Origin of the sequence: Nocardia niigatensis NBRC 100131 (genome assembly GCF_000308655.1) — a bacterium.
Classification (GTDB): Bacteria; Actinomycetota; Actinomycetes; order Mycobacteriales; family Mycobacteriaceae; genus Nocardia; species Nocardia niigatensis.
In genome coordinates this window covers 13,375-35,251 of the sequence record NZ_BAGC01000040.1, presented here as the reverse complement: position 1 = coordinate 35,251, position 21,877 = coordinate 13,375, and the positions used below count along the sequence as shown (strand labels likewise).

General features: G+C 69.3%; 19 protein-coding genes. 11 read left to right on the top strand and 8 right to left on the bottom strand.

The window, feature by feature from the left end; all coding sequences use genetic code 11:
• Positions 1–158 precede the first annotated feature (158 nt).
• The 10 genes from ON33_RS12845 (at position 159) to pdxS (ending at position 12,180) form a co-directional block, all read left to right on the top strand.
• On the top strand, positions 159–2,366 hold the full coding sequence (locus tag ON33_RS12845; protein ID WP_051152011.1) for a SulP family inorganic anion transporter: 2,208 nt from the start codon (positions 159–161) through the stop codon (positions 2,364–2,366).
• A gap of 238 nt (positions 2,367–2,604) precedes the next feature.
• Positions 2,605–3,354: a (2Fe-2S)-binding protein gene (locus tag ON33_RS12840; RefSeq protein ID WP_245550506.1), complete on the top strand. Its 750-nt coding sequence runs from the start codon at positions 2,605–2,607 to the stop codon at positions 3,352–3,354.
• A 312-nt stretch (positions 3,355–3,666) separates the two neighbouring features.
• On the top strand, positions 3,667–5,724 hold the full coding sequence (gene thrS / locus ON33_RS12835) for a threonine--tRNA ligase (protein WP_040858759.1): 2,058 nt from the start codon (positions 3,667–3,669) through the stop codon (positions 5,722–5,724).
• Positions 5,721–6,314, top strand: coding sequence for an ATP adenylyltransferase (locus ON33_RS12830; protein WP_040858758.1), 594 nt, complete (start codon positions 5,721–5,723; stop codon positions 6,312–6,314). Before thrS ends, ON33_RS12830 begins: the two co-directional genes overlap by 4 nt.
• Position 6,315: 1 nt before the next feature.
• Positions 6,316–6,981, top strand: coding sequence for a phosphatidylinositol phosphate synthase (gene pgsA, locus ON33_RS12825; RefSeq protein WP_040858757.1), 666 nt, complete (start codon positions 6,316–6,318; stop codon positions 6,979–6,981).
• A 26-nt stretch (positions 6,982–7,007) separates the two neighbouring features.
• Complete coding sequence (locus ON33_RS12820; RefSeq protein ID WP_040859142.1) at positions 7,008–7,970, top strand: phosphatidylinositol mannoside acyltransferase; 963 nt, start codon at positions 7,008–7,010, stop codon at positions 7,968–7,970.
• Positions 7,967–9,091 carry a glycosyltransferase family 4 protein gene (locus ON33_RS12815; RefSeq protein ID WP_040858756.1) on the top strand — a complete coding sequence of 375 codons (1,125 nt, stop codon included), beginning with the start codon at positions 7,967–7,969 and terminating at the stop codon, positions 9,089–9,091. The genes ON33_RS12820 and ON33_RS12815 overlap by 4 nt, the downstream gene beginning before the upstream one ends.
• Entirely contained in the window at positions 9,091–10,131 is a 1,041-nt protein-coding gene (locus tag ON33_RS12810) for an NUDIX hydrolase (RefSeq protein WP_040859141.1), read from the top strand. The genes ON33_RS12815 and ON33_RS12810 overlap by 1 nt, the downstream gene beginning before the upstream one ends.
• A 107-nt stretch (positions 10,132–10,238) precedes the next feature.
• Entirely contained in the window at positions 10,239–10,907 is a 669-nt protein-coding gene (locus ON33_RS12805) for a hypothetical protein (protein WP_040858755.1), read from the top strand.
• Positions 10,908–11,259: 352 nt separating this feature from the next.
• Positions 11,260–12,180, top strand: a complete 921-nt coding sequence (gene pdxS, locus ON33_RS12800) for a pyridoxal 5'-phosphate synthase lyase subunit PdxS (protein WP_040858754.1) — start codon at positions 11,260–11,262, stop codon at positions 12,178–12,180.
• A 614-nt stretch (positions 12,181–12,794) separates the two neighbouring features.
• On the opposite strand, the gene ON33_RS12795 is transcribed toward pdxS, so the two are convergent.
• Positions 12,795–13,403 carry a TetR/AcrR family transcriptional regulator gene (locus tag ON33_RS12795; RefSeq protein WP_040858753.1) on the bottom strand — a complete coding sequence of 203 codons (609 nt, stop codon included), beginning with the start codon at positions 13,401–13,403 and terminating at the stop codon, positions 12,795–12,797.
• A gap of 92 nt (positions 13,404–13,495) precedes the next feature.
• Here ON33_RS12795 and ON33_RS12790 point away from each other — a divergent pair, with 92 nt between their 5' ends.
• Positions 13,496–14,515, top strand: a complete 1,020-nt coding sequence (locus tag ON33_RS12790; RefSeq protein WP_040858752.1) for a glycoside hydrolase family 113 protein — start codon at positions 13,496–13,498, stop codon at positions 14,513–14,515.
• Between the two features lie 16 nt (positions 14,516–14,531).
• Here the strand turns inward: ON33_RS12790 and ON33_RS12785 are convergent, their stop codons facing one another.
• From ON33_RS12785 to ON33_RS12755, 7 genes are all read right to left on the bottom strand, one after another.
• Positions 14,532–15,152: a nucleoside/nucleotide kinase family protein gene (locus tag ON33_RS12785; RefSeq protein ID WP_040859139.1), complete on the bottom strand. Its 621-nt coding sequence runs from the start codon at positions 15,150–15,152 to the stop codon at positions 14,532–14,534.
• A gap of 33 nt (positions 15,153–15,185) precedes the next feature.
• Positions 15,186–16,079 carry a hypothetical protein gene (locus tag ON33_RS12780; RefSeq protein WP_040858751.1) on the bottom strand — a complete coding sequence of 298 codons (894 nt, stop codon included), beginning with the start codon at positions 16,077–16,079 and terminating at the stop codon, positions 15,186–15,188.
• Positions 16,019–16,648, bottom strand: coding sequence for a GlnX family signal transduction membrane protein (locus tag ON33_RS12775; protein ID WP_157184504.1), 630 nt, complete (start codon positions 16,646–16,648; stop codon positions 16,019–16,021). The genes ON33_RS12780 and ON33_RS12775 overlap by 61 nt, the downstream gene beginning before the upstream one ends.
• Positions 16,645–17,118, bottom strand: a complete 474-nt coding sequence (locus ON33_RS39065) for an FHA domain-containing protein (protein WP_218001418.1) — start codon at positions 17,116–17,118, stop codon at positions 16,645–16,647. The genes ON33_RS12775 and ON33_RS39065 overlap by 4 nt, the downstream gene beginning before the upstream one ends.
• A 231-nt stretch (positions 17,119–17,349) precedes the next feature.
• Positions 17,350–18,642, bottom strand: a complete 1,293-nt coding sequence (locus ON33_RS12765; RefSeq protein ID WP_040858748.1) for a vWA domain-containing protein — start codon at positions 18,640–18,642, stop codon at positions 17,350–17,352.
• On the bottom strand, positions 18,639–19,550 hold the full coding sequence (locus tag ON33_RS12760; protein WP_040858747.1) for a PP2C family protein-serine/threonine phosphatase: 912 nt from the start codon (positions 19,548–19,550) through the stop codon (positions 18,639–18,641). The genes ON33_RS12765 and ON33_RS12760 overlap by 4 nt, the downstream gene beginning before the upstream one ends.
• Positions 19,551–19,553: 3 nt before the next feature.
• Positions 19,554–21,704: a serine/threonine-protein kinase gene (locus tag ON33_RS12755; protein ID WP_245550504.1), complete on the bottom strand. Its 2,151-nt coding sequence runs from the start codon at positions 21,702–21,704 to the stop codon at positions 19,554–19,556.
• Between the last annotated feature and the right edge of the window lie 173 nt (positions 21,705–21,877).

The window sequence follows — 21,877 nt, the reverse complement described above, 5'->3', positions numbered from 1 at the left end:
CCTGAAAGGTTCACACCCCTTTTACATTTTGGCTCATATTTCTCAGACTTTGCTAAGTCTTTACCTTTAGCCTGGTTCTGCTCGTCCGGTGAGTCTGCGGTCAAAGCTGCCCGCAGCCTTTATTCGATGCCCCCTGTACATGCTCGCTGAGGAGCGAAATGTCTCGCGACACCGATTCACCGCCAGGTAGACCCGACGGCCGGCTCGACAGCCTGCTGCGTCATGATCTTCCTGCATCCCTTGTCGTCTTTCTCGTCGCATTGCCGCTCTCGCTCGGCATTGCCGTAGCCTCCGGCGCACCTATTGCCGCCGGTCTCATCGCCGCCGTGGTCGGCGGCCTCGTGGTCGGCCTGCTGGGCGGTTCGCCGCTGCAGGTCAGCGGTCCCGCTGCCGGCCTGACGGTGGTCGTGGCCACCACTATCAACGAATTCGGCTGGAAGACAGCCTGTTTCATCACTGTCCTGGCAGGCATCATGCAGATTCTGTTCGGGCTCAGTCGTATTGCCCGCGCCGCGCTGGCCATCGCGCCGGTGGTGGTGCACGCCATGCTCGCCGGAATCGGCGTCACCATCGCGCTGCAGCAGCTGCACGTGCTGCTGGGCGGGGCCTCGCGGAGTTCGGCCTGGCAGAACCTGATTCAGCTGCCCGGCGAACTCGCGAACCTGCACGGCGACGACTTCGCGATCGGCGTCGTCGTCATCGCCATCATGCTCGCCTGGAAGTACGTGCCCGGACGGCTCGAGGTGCTGCCCGGCCCGCTGGTCGCTGTCGTGACCGGCACCGTGCTGTCGCTGGTGCTGCCCGGCGACCCCGAACGAATTGTCTTGAGCGGCTCGCTGTTCGACGCCGTCGGACTTCCGCAGCTGCCGTCGGGCAACTGGGGCGCGGTGGTGCTCGCGGCACTGACCATCGCCCTGATCGCCAGCGTGGAGAGCCTGCTGTCGGCGGTCGCCGTCGACAAGATGCACACCGGCCCGCGCACCGACTTCGATCGTGAACTGGTCGGGCAGGGCGCGGCCAATGTGATCTCCGGCGGCCTCGGCGGCCTGCCCGTCACCGGCGTCATCGTGCGCAGTGCCACCAATGTGCAGGCCGGCGCTCGCTCGCGTGCCTCGGCCTTCCTGCACGGCGTCTGGATCCTGGTGTTCTCGGTCGCGCTGGTCGGCCTGGTGCAGCAGATCCCGAAATCCGCGCTGGCCGGTCTGCTGATCGTGGTCGGCATCCAGCTGGTCAAACTCGCCCACATCAGACTGGCCAGGCGCACCGGCGACCTGCTCGTCTACGTGGTGACCGTGCTCGGCGTGGTGTTCCTGAACCTCCTCGAGGGCGTCATCATCGGCCTCGCGCTGGCCTTCGCGCTGCTGCTGTGGCGGGTCGTGCGCGTCTCGGTGACCGCCGGCGAGGTGACCGGCACCGATCGCTGGCTGGTCAGCATCGACGGCACCTGCACGTTCCTGGCGCTGCCCAAGCTGTCCTCGGAACTGCGCAAGGTGCCAGAAGGGGTCGACGTGCTGGTCGAGATGAGCGTCGACTTCCTCGATCACGCCGCCTACGAGGCCATCCACGACTGGTCCAAGCAGCACGAGAGCACCGGCGGCACAGTCGAATTCGTGGAGCTCGGGACCGCCCGCATGGAACACGCCCTGACCGGCCCGCCGGTTCGCGGCCGCGCCCGCAGCCTGCTGGACGATGTGCTGCGCCCCTGGCGCGAGGACGACGGCAACCCGATCACCAAGGGCGTAGCCGCCTTCCATCAGCGCAACGCCCACGTGGTGCGCCCGCACCTGGACGAGCTGCGCGACGGGCAGAACCCGCACTCGCTCTTCCTGACCTGCGCGGATTCGCGGATCGTGCCCAATGTGATCACCAATAGCGGCCCCGGTGACCTGTTCACCGTCCGCAATGTCGGCAATCTCGTGGTCCCCGGTGGCCGCGACACCTCCTTCGAGGCGGCGCTCGCCTTCGCCATCGAGGAGTTGGGTGTGGACAACGTGGTGGTCTGCGGCCACTCCGCCTGCGGGGCGATGAAGGCACTGGTCGCGGGCGGGCCCACCGGCCCCGGCCTGGGCAACTGGCTGGTCCACGGCCGGGCCAGCATGGACCGCTTCCACTCCGACGACCCGGTTGCCACCGCCGCGGCCCGTGCCGGATTCGGGATACCGGACCAGCTGTCCATTGTGAACGTTGCCGTCCAGCTCGACACCCTGCGCGCCCACCCCGTGGTCCGCCGGGCGATCCTGGAACGCGGCCTCGAGGTCTCCGGCCTGTTCTTCGACATCGGGCCCGCCCGAGTCCTGGAGGTCACCTCGACCGGCATCCGGGAAATCGACGCGGCTGAGCTGTCGGCGTTGGCGCACACCCACTGAGCCGCCCACCTGCCCTGTGATGGTGCGGGCTTCCCGTCTCGGGAATGCCCGCACCATCGCGGTTTTCGGGCGCGTCGGCGCATCCGGGAACCGCCCGCGGCATACGCTGAGGCCGCCTCGCGGCATCGCGAGTCGAACGGGTGCGTCAGGGCCGCGGGGGAGCGGCCCACCTGGGCGCGAAAACGTGACATCGTGGGTAGTAATCACCGTGGATCGGCCGGATCGGAGTCGAATGGAAATGGTTGCGCAGCCCCCCGTTTCACAGGCCCTGGCGCCGGGCACCCAGCTCGTGCGGCCACCGTGGCTTGCCGAGCGGATCGCCGATATGGGGATCTCGTGGGGGACTGCCAACTCGCGGGTGTCGGGCACGCTGTGGTGGTGCATGGCGGCCTCGTCGCTGGTGGATCCGATCGTCGCGGCCGTGGCCGCGAACCGGCCCGCCTTCGACCCGGCGCTCGAGCACATCGCCCTGGAGATCCGGCCGGACGGCGGCGTCGAGCGGGTGCTGCCGCAACCGCACGCCTACACCGTGGCGCTGGGCACGGCGGTGCTCGCGACGAGCCCCGCCGCCGAGACGGATTCCGCTGCGGCCGTGGCGAATTGCGCTCACCCGGAATCGCATACGGCGGCCTGCTGTGCCACCACTCCGATCGGCCACGCCCTGCGGCACACCTTGTCCCGGGTAATCCCGGTCGTCGCGGAGGTCTCCGGCGCGGGCGTTCCCTCGCTCTGGGCGATCGTCGCCGACGCCATCGGCAACCGGGCGCTGGACATCGGCGCGGCCGATGCGGGCGCCCGCCTGGCCCGCGACGTGGCAGGGCGCCTGCCCGTGCCGCGGTTCCAGGACATCGGCGGCCGGACCTTCGTTCGCCGCATCTCCTGCTGCCTGGTCTTCGAGGTTCCCGGCTGCGACATGTGCACCAGCTGCCCCAAACGCCCCGCCCCGGAGCGCGAAGCCCTGCTCGCCGAGGTCGCCGCCCGCGGCTGACCAGGCCCGGCCGGTCTCGGGGTGCGCCTCGGCCGCCCGAAACGGCCTGCGCCGCAGCGGGACGTACCGCGTCCCGGTTCGACCGTTGTTTTGCCTGGTCGCAGTGGTGTGAACGACTCGGCGGGGCCGTGTCCGGGGCAGGGGCCACGCGGCGGGGTCGGTCCATCGGCGCGCGGCGAGAACCGTGCCGATAGAGTGGTGGCCGCCGGGGCTTTGCGTTTCGTGACCGGCCACGATCGCGGGGAGAACTCTCCTCGCACCAGACCTGGCGCGAGAGTTCTCGCCGCCTACGATGCCAAGGAGTGCGCAGCCGTGACCACCTCACCCCAGCAGACCCCAGTCGCCCGCGTCCGGGTTGCGGCTGGGACTACCGCCGGGGCCGCGGTGCGCGAGGCGGATCTGCCGAGTAAGGGACCGGGCGCGGTCATCGTGGTGAAGGATGCCGACGGCGCGCTCAAGGACCTGTCCTGGGTGCCCGAGCTCGACACCGAGGTCGAGGTCGTCACCGCCGATTCCCCGGACGGCCGCAATGTGATCCGCCACTCGGCCGCGCACGTGCTGGCCCAGGCGGTGCAGCAGGAGTTCCCCGAGGCCAAGCTGGGCATCGGCCCGTTCATCAAGGACGGCTTCTACTACGACTTCCAGGTAGACCGTCCCTTCACCCCGGAGGATCTGGCCAAGCTGGAGTCCCGGATGAAGAAGATCATCAAAGGCGCGCAGCGGTTTTCGCGCCGGGTGGTCGAGATCGACGAGGCCCGGGTCGAACTGGCGAAGGAGCCGTTCAAGCTGGAGCTCATCTCCGACAAGTCGGGCATCGACGATCCGGAGGTCATGGAGGTCGGCGGCAAAGAGCTGACCATCTACGACAACCTGGACCCCCGCACCGGCGAGAAGCTCTGGGGCGATCTGTGCCGCGGCCCGCACATCCCCACCACCAAGTACATTCCGGCCTTCAAGCTGACCCGCTCCTCGGCCGCCTACTGGCGTGGTGACCAGTCCCGCGAGGACCTGCAGCGCATCTACGGCACCGCCTGGGAATCCAGCGAGGCCCAGGACGAGTACCTGCACCTGCTCGAGGAGGCCGAGAAGCGCGACCACCGCAAGCTGGGCCTGGAGCTGGACCTGTTCTCCTTCCCCGACGAGCTGGGCTCGGGCCTGCCGGTGTTCCATCCCAAGGGCGGCATCATCCGCAAGGAGCTCGAGGACTACTCGCGCCGCCGCCACATCGCCGCCGGCTACGAGTTCGTCAACACCCCGCACATCACCAAGGGTCATCTGTTCGAGGTCTCCGGCCACCTGGACTGGTACCGCGACGGCATGTTCCCGGCCATGCACCTCGACGCCGAACTCAATGAGGACGGCTCGGTGCGCAAGCCCGGCCAGGACTACTACGTCAAGCCGATGAACTGCCCGATGCACAACCTGATCTTCCGGTCGCGCGGGCGCTCCTACCGCGAACTGCCCTTGCGCATGTTCGAATTCGGCTCGGTCTACCGCTACGAGAAGTCCGGCGTCGTGCACGGCCTGACCCGCGTGCGCGGTATGACGCAGGACGACGCGCACATCTACTGCACCAAGGAGCAGATGCACGCGGAGCTCACCTCCACGCTGCAGTTCGTGCTGAGCCTGCTGCGCGACTACGGTCTCGACGACTTCTACCTCGAGCTGTCCACCAAGGACCCGAAGAAGTTCGTGGGCTCCGACGAGCTGTGGGAGGAGGCCACCGAGACCCTGCGCAAGGTGGCCACCGACTCCGGTCTGGAGCTGGTGCCGGATCCGGGCGGGGCCGCGTTCTACGGTCCGAAGATCTCGGTGCAGGCCAAGGACGCGCTGGGCCGCACCTGGCAGATGTCCACCATCCAGCTGGACTTCAACCTGCCCGAGCGTTTCGAGCTGGAGTACACCGGCTCCGATGGCGCCAAGCACCGCCCGGTCATGATCCACCGCGCGCTCTTCGGCTCCATCGAGCGCTTCTTCGGCGTGCTCACCGAGCACTACGCGGGCGCGTTCCCGGCCTGGCTGTCGCCGGTGCAGGTGGTGGGCATCCCGGTCGCCGAGGCCTTCGCCGAACACCTCGACGGCGTCATCGAGCAGTTGCGCGACAGCAACATTCGCGCCGAGGTCGACCGCAGCGACGACCGCATGCAGAAGAAGATCTTCAACCAGACCGCGCAGAAGATCCCGTTCATGCTGCTGGCCGGCGCCCGCGACGTGGAGAGCGACGCGGTCAGCTTCCGCTTCCGCGACGGCACGCAGGTCAACGGCGTGCCCGTCGCCGACGCCATCGCCACCATCGTGGACTGGATCGGGCGCCGCGAGAACGGGTCGCCGACCGCCGCGGGCTTCGAGATCCGCAAGGCGGATCGATGAGCGATTGGACGGCACCCGTGTCCGAGCAGATCGTGGACACCGGTGCGGGGGACCCCGACCGGCTGCAGCGGCTGTGGACCCCGTACCGGATGTCCTACATCACCGGCGAGGCCGAAGACCGGAAGGTCGACGCGCCCAAGAAGACCGGGCATCCCTTCACCGACATCCCGCAGATGTCGGACGAGGACGGCCTGATCATCGCGCGTGGTGAATCGGTGTACGCGGTGCTGAACCTGTACCCGTACAACCCCGGCCACATGATGGTGGTGCCCTACCGTCGCGTCGCCAACCTCGAGGACCTGACCGCCGAGGAGAGCGCCGAGCTGATGGCGTTCACCCAGCAGGCGATCCGGGTGATGAAGCAGGTGTCGCGGCCCGAGGGCTTCAATGTCGGCCTGAATCTCGGTGGCGTTGCCGGTGGTTCACTCGCCGATCACCTGCATCAACATATCGTGCCGCGCTGGAGTGGGGACGCGAACTTCATTACCGTCGTCGGCGGAGTGAAGGTGATGCCGCAGTTGCTCCGGGAAACCCGGGCGCTGCTGGCACAGGCGTGGAAGGAAGCCGACGCATGGAAGGACGCCGGGTAGCGTGCTGAGCTTCTTCGGTCGCGAGACGTTCGCCAAAGCGACTGCGCCGCTGGGCAAAGCGCTGGTGAGCACGGGCCTCACGCCGGATGCGATGACGCTCATCGGCACCACCGCCTCGATCGTGGCGGCGGTGACGCTGTTCCCGACCGGTCACCTGTTCTGGGGAACCATGGTGATCTGGCTGTTCGTCATGTTCGACATGCTGGACGGGGCCATGGCCCGCGCCCGCGGCGGCGGCACGAAATACGGTGCGGTGCTGGACGCCACGTGTGACCGCGTGGCCGACGGCGCCATCTTCGCGGCGCTGGCCTGGTGGTCGGTGTACCACGAGAACTCCGAGCACCTGTTCGTGGCGACCCTGGTGGTGCTGGTGACCTCGCAGGTCATCTCGTACGCCAAGGCGCGTGCCGAGGCCAGCGGGCTCTCCGCTGACGGCGGCCTGATCGAGCGGCCCGATCGGCTGGTTATCGTGCTGGTCGGCGCCGGATTCACCGGCATCGGCGGTTATTTCGGCATCACCTGGCTGTCGTACGCGGTGTACGTGGCCATGTACGCGCTGGCCGTGCTCAGCATCATCACCGTCTTCCAGCGGGTGCTGGCGGTGCGCAACTCGCCCGGCGCCCGCGACATCATCGCCCCCACGGCGAAGACCCCGGAGGAACCGTAGCGGTGACAACCGATTTCACGTCCGCGATGACCGACAAGGCGTTCGCGGCCGGGTGGCGGCTTGTCCGCGGCCTGCCGGAGCGCATGGTGCGCAAGGGCTTCGACGCGGGCGCGAACGCCGCCGCCCAGCGGTCGAACCGGAAGTCGCATCGCGGGCACCCGAACCAACTGCGCCGCAACCTCGCCCGCGTGGTGGGGACGACGCCGCAAGCGGTGCCGGACAGCCTGATCGCGGCGAGCATGCGGTCCTACGCCCGGTATTGGCGCGAGGCGTTCCGGCTGCCGTCCATGGATCACACCGTGCTCGGACAGTTGCACGTGGACGGGGTCGAGCACCTCGACGCCGCGCTGGCCCGCGGCAGGGGAGCGCTGCTGGTGCTGCCGCACTCGGGCAACTGGGATATGGCCGGGGTCTGGCTGGTCCAGAACTACGGCCAGTTCTCCACGGTCGCAGAGCGTTTGAAGCCGGAGTCGCTGTTCGAGCGGTTCGTCGAATACCGGGAGAGTCTGGGTTTCGAGGTGTTTCCGCTGACCGGCGGTGAGCAGCCGCCGTTCCCGCAGCTCGCGGATCGGCTGCGGGACAACAAGGTCGTCTGCCTGATGGGCGAGCGCGACCTCACCGGCAAGGGCGTCCCCGTCACCATGTACGGCGAACGCACCTGGCTGCCCGCCGGCGCCGCCAAGCTGGCCGCCGACACCGGGGCCGCGCTGCTGCCCGTGCACTGCTGGTTCACCACCGAGGCGGACGGCCGCGAGGGCTGGGGCATGCGGGTGTTCGAGGCCCTGGATCTGTCCGGGGGCATCACGCCGGCCACCCAGGCCCTGGCAGATGTCTTCGCCGCCAATATCGCCGCGCACCCGGCCGACTGGCACATGCTCCAGCCGATGTGGGAAAGCGACCTGTCACAGGCCAGACTGGAACGTATCGCCGTCGCGCAACAGGCGCTGGGGTACGACGCGCAGAGGTCTCCGGAAACAGGGGCGCTATGAGAATCGGCATGGTCTGCCCGTATTCGTTCGATGTGCCGGGCGGTGTGCAAGCCCATGTCGTGGAGCTCGCCCAGGTGCTCATCGAGCGCGGCCACAAGGTGAGCGTGCTCGCCCCCGCCGCCGACGACACCCCGCTGCCCGATTTCGTGGTGTCGGCGGGCAAGGCCGTCGCGATCCCCTACAACGGGTCGGTGGCGCGACTGTCGTTCGGGCCCACCGCCTATACCCGGATCCGCCGCTGGATCGCCGAGAACGATTTCGACGTCCTGCACATCCACGAACCCAACGCGCCCAGCCTGTCCATGCTGGCATTGAAGATCGCGGAGGGGCCGATCGTGGCCACCTTCCACACCTCGACCACGAAATCGCTGGTACTGAGCACTTTTCAGGGCGTGCTGCGGCCGTACCACGAGAAGATCAGCGGGCGGATCGCGGTGAGCGAGCTGGCGCGGCGCTGGCAGGTGGAGGCGCTCGGCGGGGACGCGGTCGAGATTCCCAATGGCGTCGACGTGCCCGCGTTCGCGTACGCGCCGCTGCTGGACGGGTATCCGCGCGCGGGGAAGTCGGTGCTGTTCCTGGGCCGGTTCGACGAGCCGCGCAAGGGCATGGAGGTGCTGCTCGGCGCGCTGCCCGCGCTGGTGCGCCGGCATCCGGACCTCGAGGTGCTGATCGTCGGCCGCGGCGATGAGGACCGGCTGCGGCGCGAGGCGGGGGAGAACGCCGGACACCTGCGCTTCCTCGGCCAGGTGTCGGATGCCGAGAAGGCGTCGGCCATGCGCAGCGCCGATGTCTATGTCGCGCCCAATCTCGGCGGTGAGAGCTTCGGCATCGTGCTGGTCGAGGCCATGGCCGCCGGGACCGCCGTGGTGGCCAGCGATCTGGACGCCTTCCGCCGGGTGCTGCGCGACGGCACCGCGGGCCTGCTGGTGCCGGTCGGCGACTCGGCGCGGCTGGGCGAGGCGATCAGCGGCCTGCTGACCGACGACGACCGGCGCGAGGAGTTCATCCGCACCGCCAATCAGGTTGTCGGCGAATACGATTGGCCGGTCGTGGCCGAGCAGATCCTGCGGGTGTACGAGACCGTGACCGTCGGTGACGTGCGTGTCAGGACCGCCGGATGATCACTTTTTCCGCGACGACCATCCTGGTCCTCGCCTTCGTCGCGGCGCTCATCGTCACCGCCGCCGGCTGGGCCTACACCACCGCCAACCGCCTCGACCGCCTGCACGTGCGCACCGACCAGGCCCGCCACGCGCTGGACGCGGCCCTGGCCCGGCGCGCGGTGGTCGGACGCGCGGTGGCCACCACGCTGGCCGGGCTCTACGACCCGGCGCTGGTCGAGCAGGCCCGCCGACTGACCGCGCTGGCCGACCGCGCCGAACGCTCCAACTGGCGCGATCGTGAAACCGTCGAGAACCAGCTCGCTGCCGCCCTGTCCGCGGTCGACATCGCGCTGCTGCCGCCTCAGCTGGTGGCCGAGCTCGCCGACGCCGAGGCCCGGGTGCTCATCGCCCGCCGCTTCCACAACGACGCCGTCCGCGACACCCTCGCGCTGCGCACCCGCCGCCTGGTCCGCTGGCTGCACCTCGGCGGTACCGCGCCGCTGCCGACCTACTTCGAGATCGCCGAACGGGTCACCCCGGCCGCCTCGACCGGCCTCGACGTCGACACCGTCCGCACCTCGGCGCGCGTGGTGCTGGTCGACGAGAACGATCGGGTTCTGCTGCTGCAGGGCGTGGATCCCAAGGTCCCCGACGTTCCGTTCTGGTTCACCATCGGTGGTGGCGTCAACCCCGGGGAAACCCTGCGCGAGGCCGCGATCCGCGAACTCTACGAGGAGACCGGCCACGCCGCCGACTCCTCGGCGCTGCGCGGCCCGCTCTGGCGCCGGGTGGCGGTGTTCCCCTTCAACGGCGAGCTCATCCGCTCCGAGGAACTGTTCTTCGTCCTGCGCGCCAAGTCTTTCGACCCGGCGCCCACCAATCTCGACTACATCGAGCGCCGTTCGATCACCGGCAGCAAGTGGTGCACCCCCACCGACATCGCGCAGATCGACCATTCCGGCGAAACCGTCTACCCCTATCACCTCGACCAGCTCCTCGCCGAGGCGATCAGCGCCGCCGACTCCGACATCGACCCCGAAGTCCGCTCCATCCGCTGACGACCGCCGTCCGGTGGGTGGGATCGGCGGGTGAAAGCGCGCAGTGCGGGCGTCGCACGGGGCTACGGTGGGGCGATCAATGGTGATCTGTGGCAAGGACTTACGGCATGAAGTTGATGTATGCGTTGTGGGGCGCGGGGCTGGGGGAGCGGCTGCGGGGCGAGGAGCTGCGCAAAGAGCTGGCCGGGGTGGGGGTGACCGCGTATCAGGTGAATGTGCGGGACGCCGATGTCGAGGACGCGCAGGTCAAGCACACCACCTATGACACGCCCATCGACGCGATCGTGAGCGTATGGACCGAGGCCGACCACGCGGCGGTCACCGGCGTGCTGCGGACGGTCGCGGACGACGTGAACGGCTGGGTCGTGGACGAGCGGCGGCCCATCGAACCGCCGGTGGTCGAGGACGGCGTGCGGACCGACGCGCTGGCGAACATCGCGATTCTGCGGATTCCGGAGGACCTGACGCGTGCGGAGTGGCTGCATCGGTGGCACGTCCTGCACACGCCAGTGGCTATCGAGACGCAGGACACATTCGGCTACGTCCAGAACACGGTGACCGAGGCGATCACCGAGGGCGATCGGGTCGACGCCCTCGTCGAGGAATTGTTCCCGATGGCGGCCATGACCAGCGCACATGCCTTCTACGGCAGCGGTGGCGACGATGCGGAACTGCAGCGGCGGGTCACCGCCATGATGGAGAGCGTCGTGCGCTTCGGCGCCCACCTGAATCTGGATCTGGTGCCCACGAGCCGGTACGTCTACACCCTGGGCTGATCGATAGCCTGAAGAACTTTCCCGTGATCCCTGGCGCATTGTCCGCTAGGGTCCCTGGGAAGGTTTGCCGCGCAGCGGAATCGGCAGACCGTGTGTGGAAGGTGGAATGTTCTTCGTGTCTTACCTGCTCTACGACTTCCTGGAACCGTTGATGGGCCCGGCCGCGGCCGAGTACTGGGCGACGATTTTCGTCATCGGACCGCTGTAGTAGCGACGCGGTAACCCTGGCGGCTGTGACGCCCGTCATCCTGCTGGAGGCGGGCAGTCCAGTCGTGTCGGACTGGCTATCAAGTGGCCTGAAAGCGCCGCCTAGAATCGGGGTGTTCGATTCCGAGCGACCCGATTGGCCCCCATGACCCAGGAGTTTGCCGTGACCACGCCCGACACCACCCCGACCATCGGTACCGCCCGCGTCAAGCGCGGCATGGCCGAGATGCTGAAGGGCGGTGTGATCATGGATGTCGTCACGCCGGACCAGGCCAAGATCGCCGAGGATGCGGGCGCCGTCGCGGTCATGGCGCTCGAGCGGGTTCCCGCCGACATTCGCGCCCAGGGTGGCGTGTCCCGCATGTCGGATCCGGACATGATCGACGGCATCATCAACGCCGTCTCCATCCCCGTCATGGCGAAGGCCCGTATCGGCCACTTCGTCGAGGCGCAGATCCTGCAGTCGCTGGGTGTGGACTACATCGACGAGTCCGAGGTGCTGACCCCGGCCGACTACGCCAACCACATCGACAAGTTCGCCTTCACCGTGCCTTTCGTGTGTGGCGCCACCAACCTGGGTGAGGCGCTGCGCCGGATCACCGAGGGCGCGGCCATGATTCGCTCCAAGGGTGAGGCCGGCACCGGTGACGTCTCCAACGCCACCACCCACATGCGCAAGATCCGCGACGAGATCCGCCGCTTGACCTCGCTGCCCAAGGACGAGCTGTACGTCGCCGCCAAGGAGCTGCAGGCCCCCTACGAGCTGGTCGCCGAGGTCGCCGAGACCGGCAAGCTTCCGGTCGTGCTCTTCACCGCCGGTGGCATCGCCACCCCGGCCGACGCCGCCATGATGATGCAGCTCGGCGCCGAGGGCGTGTTCGTCGGCTCCGGCATCTTCAAGTCCGGCAACCCGGCCCAGCGCGCCGCCGCCATCGTGAAGGCCACCACCTTCCACGACGATCCCGATGTGCTGGCGAAGGTTTCGCGCGGCCTGGGCGAGGCCATGGTCGGCATCAATGTCGAGGACATCGCCCAGCCCCACCGGCTCGCCGAGCGCGGCTGGTGATCCCGCCGGGGCGTGACCGGTAATCGGCTTCGCCACAGTCTGATTCACACCGCCGGGTGGTCCCTGTGACCGCCCGGCGGTTTTTCATTGTGCGCGAGGGACTTGCGGCCCTATCGGGTTTGCACGGTGGGTGCTGGCCGTCAAGGCGCGCATACGCGGTGTGAGTGGCGCTGCGGACCCGTCCATACCGGTGGCCACCTGCGTGCATACCGTTCAGCAAACTCCAGCTATTTTTTCGGGGCTGGGCTTCGGTGAATTACTACCTGGTGTTTCCTCGCTACGGTTCGGATCGGTCGCCGGTGAAACGTCATGAGCAGTCATTCCGGCAAGGAGCCCGCATATTGGTAATCGACCATTTCACCTATGGGCGGCTCACTCCCGTTCTGGCCCATGTCATGTCCGTCACCGGGTCGTTCGGCCCTGCGGTGCATGGTGCGGGCTCGTGATCAGCAGGGGCACGGAGGGTGGATCCTGACCGGACGAATACCCGACGGACAGTTCGATTTCCGCCGTCACCGATGGTGAGGGCCGCGCGGGCGAACGGGGACGATGTCCGGGCGCCGGAAGAGATGCGGTGCAACGATTTCCGCCGCCCGGGCCGGGTCCGTGCGCGGTCAGTCCGACGGCACGGAAAAGCCGCGGATCAGTGGCAGGTACACGGTGTCGACGATGTCCACCAGGACGTCGTCGGGTACCGCCGGCACGCCACGGGTCACGAACTCGTTGCGCAGCAGGTCGATGGGCGTGGTGGCGACCCGGGGCACGCAGGCTGCGCGCGGGGCTTCGCCGCGATCGGCGGCACGCTCCAGGATGGTGAGCCAGGGCCGGGTTCCGGTGTCTCCGGACTGCTCTCGCAGTTGAGCGAGGAGTTCGGGCTCGTTCGCGAGCTGGGAGAGCAGGGTGCGGAGGATTTCGCCGAGGGGCGAGGCCAGGTGGGAGTTGGCGCGGCGCAACAACTCCAGGACGTCGGTGCGGAGGGCGCCGGTGTCGGGTAGATCGAGGGCGGCCGAGCTCAGCTGGCGGTAGGCGGCGACGCCGAGGGCGGCACGGTGCGGCCAGCGGCGGTAGATGGCGTTCTTGTTGGTGCCGGCTCGGGTGGCGACGGCGTCCATGGTCATGCCGGGATAGCCGGATTCGAGCAGTTCGTCCACGGCCGCGCGGAGGATCGCCTGTTCCAGGGCCGGGCCGCGACGGCGGGTCGCGCGCTCTGTCGATTCGCTCATAACGGTACTGAGCGTACCTTGCGGGGCTGGGGTAGGCCCGACTACGGTCGCAACTAGGGTACTAAACGTACCGTAATTGGAGGAGGTAGCCGATGCGAGCGATCGGCGTTTGTTACGACACCGGCTTCGTGAACCTGGGCAGCAGCACCCACGAGCCGTTCGAACTCGCGCGGGTGCGGGAGGACATGCGGGTCATTCGCGAAGACCTGCACTGCGACGCGGTCCGGATCACCGGGGGGTATCCGGAACGGTTGAAGCGGGCGGCGACCGAGGCCGCGGCGGCCGGATTGGAGGTGTGGCTGTGCCCCTTCCTGAACGATGTCACCGAGGACGAGGTCCTCGCGGTCGTCGCCGACTGTGCCGGACACGCGGAACGGCTGCGTGCCGGCGGTGCGGAGATCGTGCTGGCAGTCGGGTCGGAGCTCGCCATGTTCGTGCTCGGATATCTCCCCGGTGACACCCTGACCGAGCGCGCGGCCGCCCTCGGGACCCCGGAAGGCCAGGCCGCTCTCGCCGGAATCCCCGCGCGCGTCAACGCTCTCCTGTCCCGCGCCGCGGCGATCGCCCGGGATCGCTTCCGCGGCAGGCTGACCTATTGCAGCCTGCCTTTCGAACAGGTCGACTGGGATAAGTTCGACATCCTCGCCACCGACGCCGGATACCGTGGCGCGGAGCTCGCCCCGGGCTATCGGGACACCATGCGCGCCTATGTCGCGCTGGGCGAGAGACTCGGAAAGCCGGTGGCCATCACCGAATTCGGCTGCCCGTCCTTCCGCGGCGCGCCCGATGCGGGCCGGCACGGATTCGACATCATCGAGTGGGACCCGGATACGGCGAGACCGCTCCGCCTGGACGGCAGCTACCAGCGTGACGAGCCCGCCCAGGCCGCCCACCTCACCGACCTGCTCGGCATCCTCGACGCCGAGGGCGTGGACGCCGCCTTCTACTACTGCTTCGCCCGCTACGACCTACCCCACCGCGACGACGCCGGACTCGACCTGGACCTGGCCAGCCCGGGATTGGTGAAAGTCCTTCAGCCCGAGAGCGGTTCGCTGAGCTGGGCACCCAAAGCGGCCTTCAGCGCGCTGGCGGAGCAGGCGGCGTCGCGCTGAGCCCCGTCGGCGTGGCTCAGCCGACCCGGATGGCCGGGCGATCGGGGTGGTCCCAGGCGACCTGGATATCGGGGTCGGCGGCGTGTTCGCGGTGGAATTCGAGCAGCCCGTCCACCGTGAACATCGCGTCGGCGTCCGTGCGGCGTCGCAGCGCCCCCTCCGACATGCGCAGGCCGACAGTCAGATCGAAGTCCAGGCCGCGACCGAGGAGCATCGGCCCGGCGACGAACAGCACTGTTCTCTCGGCGGCGGCGCGGATGCGGGCGCGGGCCGAGCGGTCGGCCTGTTCATCCCAGAGCGCCGGCAGGTAACGGCCCGTGTCCCGGAGTGGTTCGAGGACTTCGCGATTCAGCGCCGCGAAATCGAACCAGGCTGTGCGGTAGGTGAACTCGCTGTCGCGATCGTATTCCAGGCGCACGGAGGCGGGCCGGACGAAATCGTGCAGCGACACCACTTCGGCGGGCCGGCCGCGGGTGCGGAGGAGTTCGGCGACTCCGTTCGCGAGGGTGCGCGGGTCGGCCGCGTCCGCGCCGTCCACCGCGATCACCGTGTATCCGGGCAGTGCCATGGCCCGGTCGGCGAGGAGTGCGCGCAGGGCATCGGGGGTGATGGCGGTGAATTCGGGCACGAGACCCATCTTGGTCGAGGCCTCGTGCCCGGTCACCTCGGGTCAGCGGTATTCGGCCAGGCGCGGGCGGACGCCGAGCAGGACCAGGACCGCCACGAGCATGGCCGCGCCGTAGGGGAGCCAGGTGCCCCAGCCGGACAGGTCGTTCTCGCCCTGGGCGATCGCGGTGTCGAAGGCGTGCTGGTTGATGTCGATGGCCGATACCAGCGCCTTGTCGTAGGCGCCGAAGTGGTCGTTGGATGCGCCGGTGTCCAGGGCGATGGCCGCCCGCAGGTCCGTGCCCGCCAGTCCGCGCAGGACGTGGTCGTCGTGCTGGTAGGCCTGGTAGGTGAGCAGGCTCTGCTCGGCGGCCTGCCGTTCGCCACCGAAGGTGATGTTGCGCAGTTCCTCTCCGAGAAAGGAGTCGGCGCTGACGGCCTGTGCCGGATAGCCGGTGTGCGCGGCGATCGCCTGGTCGATCGCGCCCGCGTAGTCGTCGACGCCGCGCGCCTGCACCCCGGCCAGCCGCTGCGATTTCTCGAAGTAGCTCTGCTGATAGGTCGCGGCGTGCGCGAGATCGAGCAGGTATCGGCTCTCGTCGGCATTGGCGTCGTAGCTCAGCGCCCGTGCCTGCCGCAGCGCCAGCAGCGATTCGAACGCGTCCTGTTTGGCGACGGTGAGCTGATGTGCCGCCGAGGCATTCGCGACAAAGCCGCCGGTCAGCACCCCGAGCATCAGCACGGTGGTCGCGGCGAGTGCCGGGTTGACCCGGCGATGCAGCGTCACCCGCAGCACGACCTGTAGTCCGGCCAGCACCCCGAGCAGCAGCAGGCCCAGCACGGCGATGCGCACCCGTTCCGCGACCGTGGTGTGCTCGCTGTCCTGGTACGCCTGGCTCAGCACACCGCTGTTGGTGTCTGCCAGTTTCTGGGCGCGGGACAGCAGATCCGGCACCATCCCCGTCGCCGTCCGGTAGGCATCCAGGGTGCGGGCCGAAGGCCGGCCCGCGGCGCCACGATCGAGATCGCCGAGCTGGAAGGTGCCGGCGGCGAGCGCCTCGTACTGCCGAACTCGTCGAGCAGCTCCCGGATCTGCCGGGCCGCATCGTCAGTGGTGGCGATGGTCATGGCCTGTTGCAGGTCGGCGTCGGCCTGCACCCGCCGCTGCTCGTAGCCGGCGAGCGCGTTCTCGCGCACCGTGGCCAGCGTCGAATCGTTCCCGGCGAGAAGCACATCCGCCAGTTGGGCGTCCATATCGGCCAGCGCGAAGTACAGGTCCTCGGTGGCGGTCACGGTCGGCGCGGTGTGGTGGCCGATGACATCGATGCGGTGCCGGGTCGACCGCGCGTCGGCGGCCATCACGAGCGCGGTCACCGCCGTGAGCAGCACCGCGGCCACGGCCAGCAGCCGAATCCAGCCCGGAGTATCCGACCTCCCGGGCAACAGCCCGCGCACTCGCGTGAGCGCGCCTGTGGCAGGCGCGGTCTCGGCGCGCGGAGTCCGGGGGCGGGTGAGCATCGTCGTCATGACGGGGTGTCCTGCTTCAGGGTGAGCGTGGTCCACGCGCCCAGGTGGATTCGGTCGCCGGGCCGCACCGGCACCGCCTGCCCGCGCGGGATGGGGTCGGCGGCCGCGTTGACGCGGGTGCCGTTGGTGGAGCCGAGATCGATGATGGCCCAGCCGTTCCCGGGCTGGGCGACGAACAGCACGTGCAGGTGTGAGACGCCCGGATCCTGCGGGGGACCGGTGAGATCGATCTCGGGATCGATGCCCTTGGCGGCGCTGTGGCGGCCCACCCGCATCTGCGCGCCCCGCAGCGCGAAGACGCGTTCGGGGCAGTAGGCCGGGAATTCGACGTCGTCGTCCTCGCCGCGCATGGTGTCGAAGTACTCGCGGTCGGCGAAAACGGTTGCTGTCCAAGAGGTTCCAAATACGGCGGCCAGCGGCGCGACCATCGTCGGCGCGGACGCGGACCCGGCCGGTGTGGATGCGTCCACCGCGGCCGCCGGTGTGGCGACCGTTCGCACGGGCCGGCCCGCCGCGAAGTCGTAACTGCACCCCTCGCAGAACCGCCCCGTCTGCGGCTCCCCACACGCCGGGCATGGCACCCCTGCGGCTTCCACTGCGGGAGAAGATCTTTCGTTTTCCATCAGTAGACCGCACACGTCACAGTAGTCGCCGGCCGCCGAATCGTGTCCGGCCGGACAGGTCAGCATGTTCGTCCCCCTCTATCGTTTGTGCACGCGCGAAGTCTTGGTCGACCGCGTGTCGAGCGTCATCTCGTCGGCCTTGCGGACCGCCGACTTCAGCCGCACGGTCCCGGTCCGCGCGTCGAGCACGTCGACCACGCCCTCCAGGAGTTTGGCGGTGTCCGCGTTGCCGGAGGCCGCCGCGATCTGCACCGCGCGCCCGAGTTTCCTGGTGGCGGTGTCGAGATCGCCGTCGCGGCGCGCGGCGAGGCCCTCCTGGATGACCCCGGCCAGCTCGGCCTGCCCGGTGTAGTGGGCCACCTCCGGGCTGATCTTGCTGGACTGCGCGACATCGTCGGTCCACACCGCCTTGATCAGCCCCTGCCCGAGCACCTCGGCCCGATCCCCGCTGCCGCGCACCAGTCCGATCCGCCCCGCGAGCATGACGTCCCCGAGTCCGCCGGGCGCGACCTCGACGCAGATGTGGTAGTCGCGGCTCTCCGCGCCGCCCCACGATCCGGTCGGGTATTCGCCGGTCTGCGTACCGGTTTCGGTGCGCCGCCCGGTCAGATCGAGCAGATCCGGCGCGACCTGCTTGACGAATTTCACGGTGGCCCCGCGCGGCGTCCACAGCCGCAGCGTCACATCGGCGACGGACTTGCCCATGGCCGCGGTGGTCATGGCCTGGAAGTCGTCCACCAGGTCGCGGGGGTCGGCGACGATGTCGACGGTGCCGAGCAGTGCGCTCGAGATCTTGCGCAGTTCGGCGATCTCCCAGTCGGTGCCGACGCCGCGGCAGTCGCACACGTACACCCCGGTGCTGGCCTGGATCTCGGCGTCGAGCTGCTGCGGCGTCTCGTGTTCGTCGCGGCCGTCGGTGAGCAGGATGGCGTGGCGCAACCCTTCCCGGTCCCCGAGCAGGTGCCGCGCCAGCCGCAGCCAGTTGCCGATCGCGGTGCCCCCGCCGGCCCGCAGGTTCTGCACGGCGGCAATGGCATTGACCTTGTTGCCGGACGTAGCGGTGATCAGCGACGGCGTCACCGGATACACCATGCGCGCCACCTCGGTGCCCGCGACGACTGCGAAGTCCACGCCATCGCGCACCGCCGAGATGGCGGCCGCCGTGGCGTTCTTGGCGGCGGCGAGTTTCCCGTAGGCGTGGTCCATGCTGCCCGAGCAGTCGACGATGATCACCTCGGCCGCCCCGCCGCTCGCGGGTATCGCGCCGCCCCCGCTCGCGGTCACGGTGACGACCGCGTCGACCCGCGTCGCGCCCGCGGGCAGGTACTCGTTCTGGTAGGTGTCGATGCGGAAACCCAGGGCATCGTTCATGATCGGCTATTCCTCGAGAGTGCGGGAAACGGCGCGACGGCGACGGTGATGTTGTCGCCGCCGCCGGCGGCGAGCGCCAGATCGGCCAGGTGATGGGCGGTGGCGCACGGGTCGGTCAGGGCGGACGGCAGGGCGAGCGCGGTGAGCGCGGCGGCGTCGGGGTGGTAGTTCCACAGTCCGTCGCTGCACAGCAGCACCGCGCCCGTCCCGTCCGGGACGAAGGTGCGCAGGTGGGGTTCGACGCCGTCCGCGTCGGCCCCGAGCCAGGCGGTGAGGGTGTGCGCGTCGGGCATGGACATGGCGGTCGCCTCGTCCACACCCAGGTCCACCAGCCCGGCGGCCACCGAATCGTCGATGCTCAGCCGACGCGGTGGCGTGGCGGCCGCGTCGGCGGTGAGCCAGTAGGCACGGCTGTCGCCGATGGACCCGACGGTGACCGCGGTCGCGGTGACCGCCGCCGTCACGATCGTGCAGGACGGTGTCAGCTCGCCTCGATCACCCAGGGCCGCAACGGCTTCGGCTGCCGCGCCGATGGCCAGGATGGTCGCCGCCTCCGCGCCGAGACCCACACTCAACTCGGCCGCGAGCCGATCGGCGGCGGTTGCGGCGGCGCGCTGGGCGGCGTCGGCGGCGTGCTCGGAGCTGGATACCCCGTCGCACACCACCAGGATCCGAAAGTCTGCCACGGTGCGCAGCGCCATCGCATCCTCGTTGTGCGCGTGCCGTTTCCCGCGATCGCTGACCGCGGCGAGGCCGCCGAGATCGAGTTGCCGCCGGTCGGGAACGGCGGGGGCCGCCGCGACCTCACCGGTCAGGCATGCGCCGCAGTCCTCGCAGAATCGGTCGCCGTCGGCGCATCGTGCGCCACACGCCGGGCACACGTCGGTCGTCTCCTCGAGTGTCGTCATCGTTCACACCCAGCTGACGGGGCGAATGGCATTGGCCCGGTTGACCAGATCCCGCCGGGTCAGTTTGTCGGGGGCCAGTCGCGCCAGGATCCGGAACTGGGACTCCAGCGCGGTCCGCAGCTCGCGATCGGCGAAGCGGCAGCCGAGCACGGTCGCGCCCGGCTCGACCGGATGCGCGGCCGCCAGGGCGCGCGCGGCATCGAGGACCGCAATGCTCTTCCATGCCTTGTATTCCGGATCCAGCGGCAGACCGGTGAGGCGTTCACCGGCCGCGACGAGATAGCCGTGCCGGCCCGACCCGCCCGCGAGCTGCGCGCCGAAGGCGGCGAGCTGGGCGGCGGTGTGATGGCTGGAGCCGGCGGGCACGGATTCCGCGACAGCGATGGCGCCGTCGACATCGCGCTCCTGCAGCAGGGTGCGCGCCGAACCGAAGGCGGCACTGGGATATCCGTTGTCGGTCCGCCACACCCGCAGGTACAGCCGGGACGCGGCGGCGAACCCGCCGCCGCACTCCTGAGCGGCCGCGAGCGCCAGTTTGGCCGCCGCCTCGCCGGGCAGCATGCCGTAGACGGTGTCGAAGTACTGGCGCGCGGCGGTGAAGTCTCGGCGCGCCAGCGCAGTGAGCCCGCGATACCAGGTGATCCGCCAGTCGGCGTCCTGGGACTCCTCGAATACGGTGAGTTCGCCTGCGGCCGTGTCGAAGTCGCCGCTCTCGATGCGGGCGCGAATCAGCGCCAGCGTCACCTCGGGCGAGGACACCGGCGCGGCCTCCAGGGCGGCCACCAACTGCCCGGGGTCGCCGATCGAGGTGGTGGCCAGGAAGGCCGCCGCCGGATCGGACGGGTCGACCATGGGCACCGGCAGCGCCGCGGCGATGGCGAGCGGGTCCGGGGTGGCGGGCCACTGCCGCGGGTCGGCCCCGAAAGCCGCACGCTCACCACTGAACACGGTGGACAGCGCCGGGCGCGGCTGCCCGTCCTCGGCGGCCACCACCTCGCGCAAGACGCCGGTCACCTGTTCGGCCATCTCCGAGGCGGACCCGAAGCGCTCGTTCGGGTCGGCGGCGGTGGCGCGTTCCAGCAGCCGCCGGAACGACGGGAACTGCGCCAGCAGCGGCACGTCCGTCGCGGGCGGCAGGGTGTACTTGTAGGCGTGCTGGTAGTCGAAGTTGAAGGTGAGCACCGCGAGTGTCCGCGCCACCGTGAACAGATCCGACTCCACCGACGCGCCTTCGGTTTCCAGCTCGGGCGCGCAGTAGCCGTCGGTCTTGAAGCCGGCGCTGTCCTCGTCTTCCACGTGCCGGACCGCGCCCAGATCGATGAGCTTGAGCTGCTCCTCGGTCTGAATCATATTGTCGGGCTTGAAATCGCAGTAGAGCAGATCCATGCCGTGCAGATAGCCGATGGCGGGCAGGATCTCGAGAATGTAGGCCAGCCCCCGCGCCAGCGGCAGCGGCGCCGGTCTGCCGGAAGGATCATGCTGGGAGCGCAGCTCTTTCAGCGATGCGCCACCGATGTACTCCATGACGATGTAGCCGACCGGCTCATGCGTGCGCGGGTCCGGATGCCGTACGAAGTTGAAGATCTTGACGATGTTCGGATGCTCCACCGATGCCAGGAACTGCCGCTCGGCCACCGCCGCGGCCATCGCGTCGGCATCGCCGGAGTCGAGCAGGCCCTTGAGCACGACCCAGCGGTCGCTGACATTGTGGTCGCGTGCCAGGTAGATCCAGCCGAGGCCACCGTGCGCCAGGCAGCCCAGCACTTCGTACTGTCCGGCCACCAGATCGCCCGCGGCCAGCTTCGGGGTGAAGGAGTAGGCGGTGCCGCACTGGCGGCAGAAGCCCTCGGTACGGCCCGGCACACCCTCGCGGCCGCGGCCCACCCGCTGATTGCAGTTGCTGCAGAAGCGTTCGCGCTCGGGCACCTGCGGGTCGGCCAGCACCGCCGTGGACGGATCCCGGTACGGCACTTGCGGAATCGATACCAGGCCCGCGCCCAGCCGGCCCCGGCTGGACCGCGCGGTGCGGGTGGAACGGGAGGAGGAGCGGCGGCTCTGACGCGCCGGTGCGGCGGGCGCCATTCCGCACTCGTCGCAGAAGCCGTCCTGGATGGTTCCGCCGCAGTCCGGTCGCAGGCAGTGGGTCATGGTCATGCCGGTCCCTCAGCAGCGCAAGCGATTCCAGGACCCAAGGCCCGATCGACCTCGGCTATTGCCAACACTGGCACCCCCTGTTGCAGCGATGTCTCTGCCGGGCGTGAGCCCGTCAGCACATGCTGCCACCGCTGGGCGTAAGCAGACCGTAAGGATTTTCCGGGTTCCGGGTC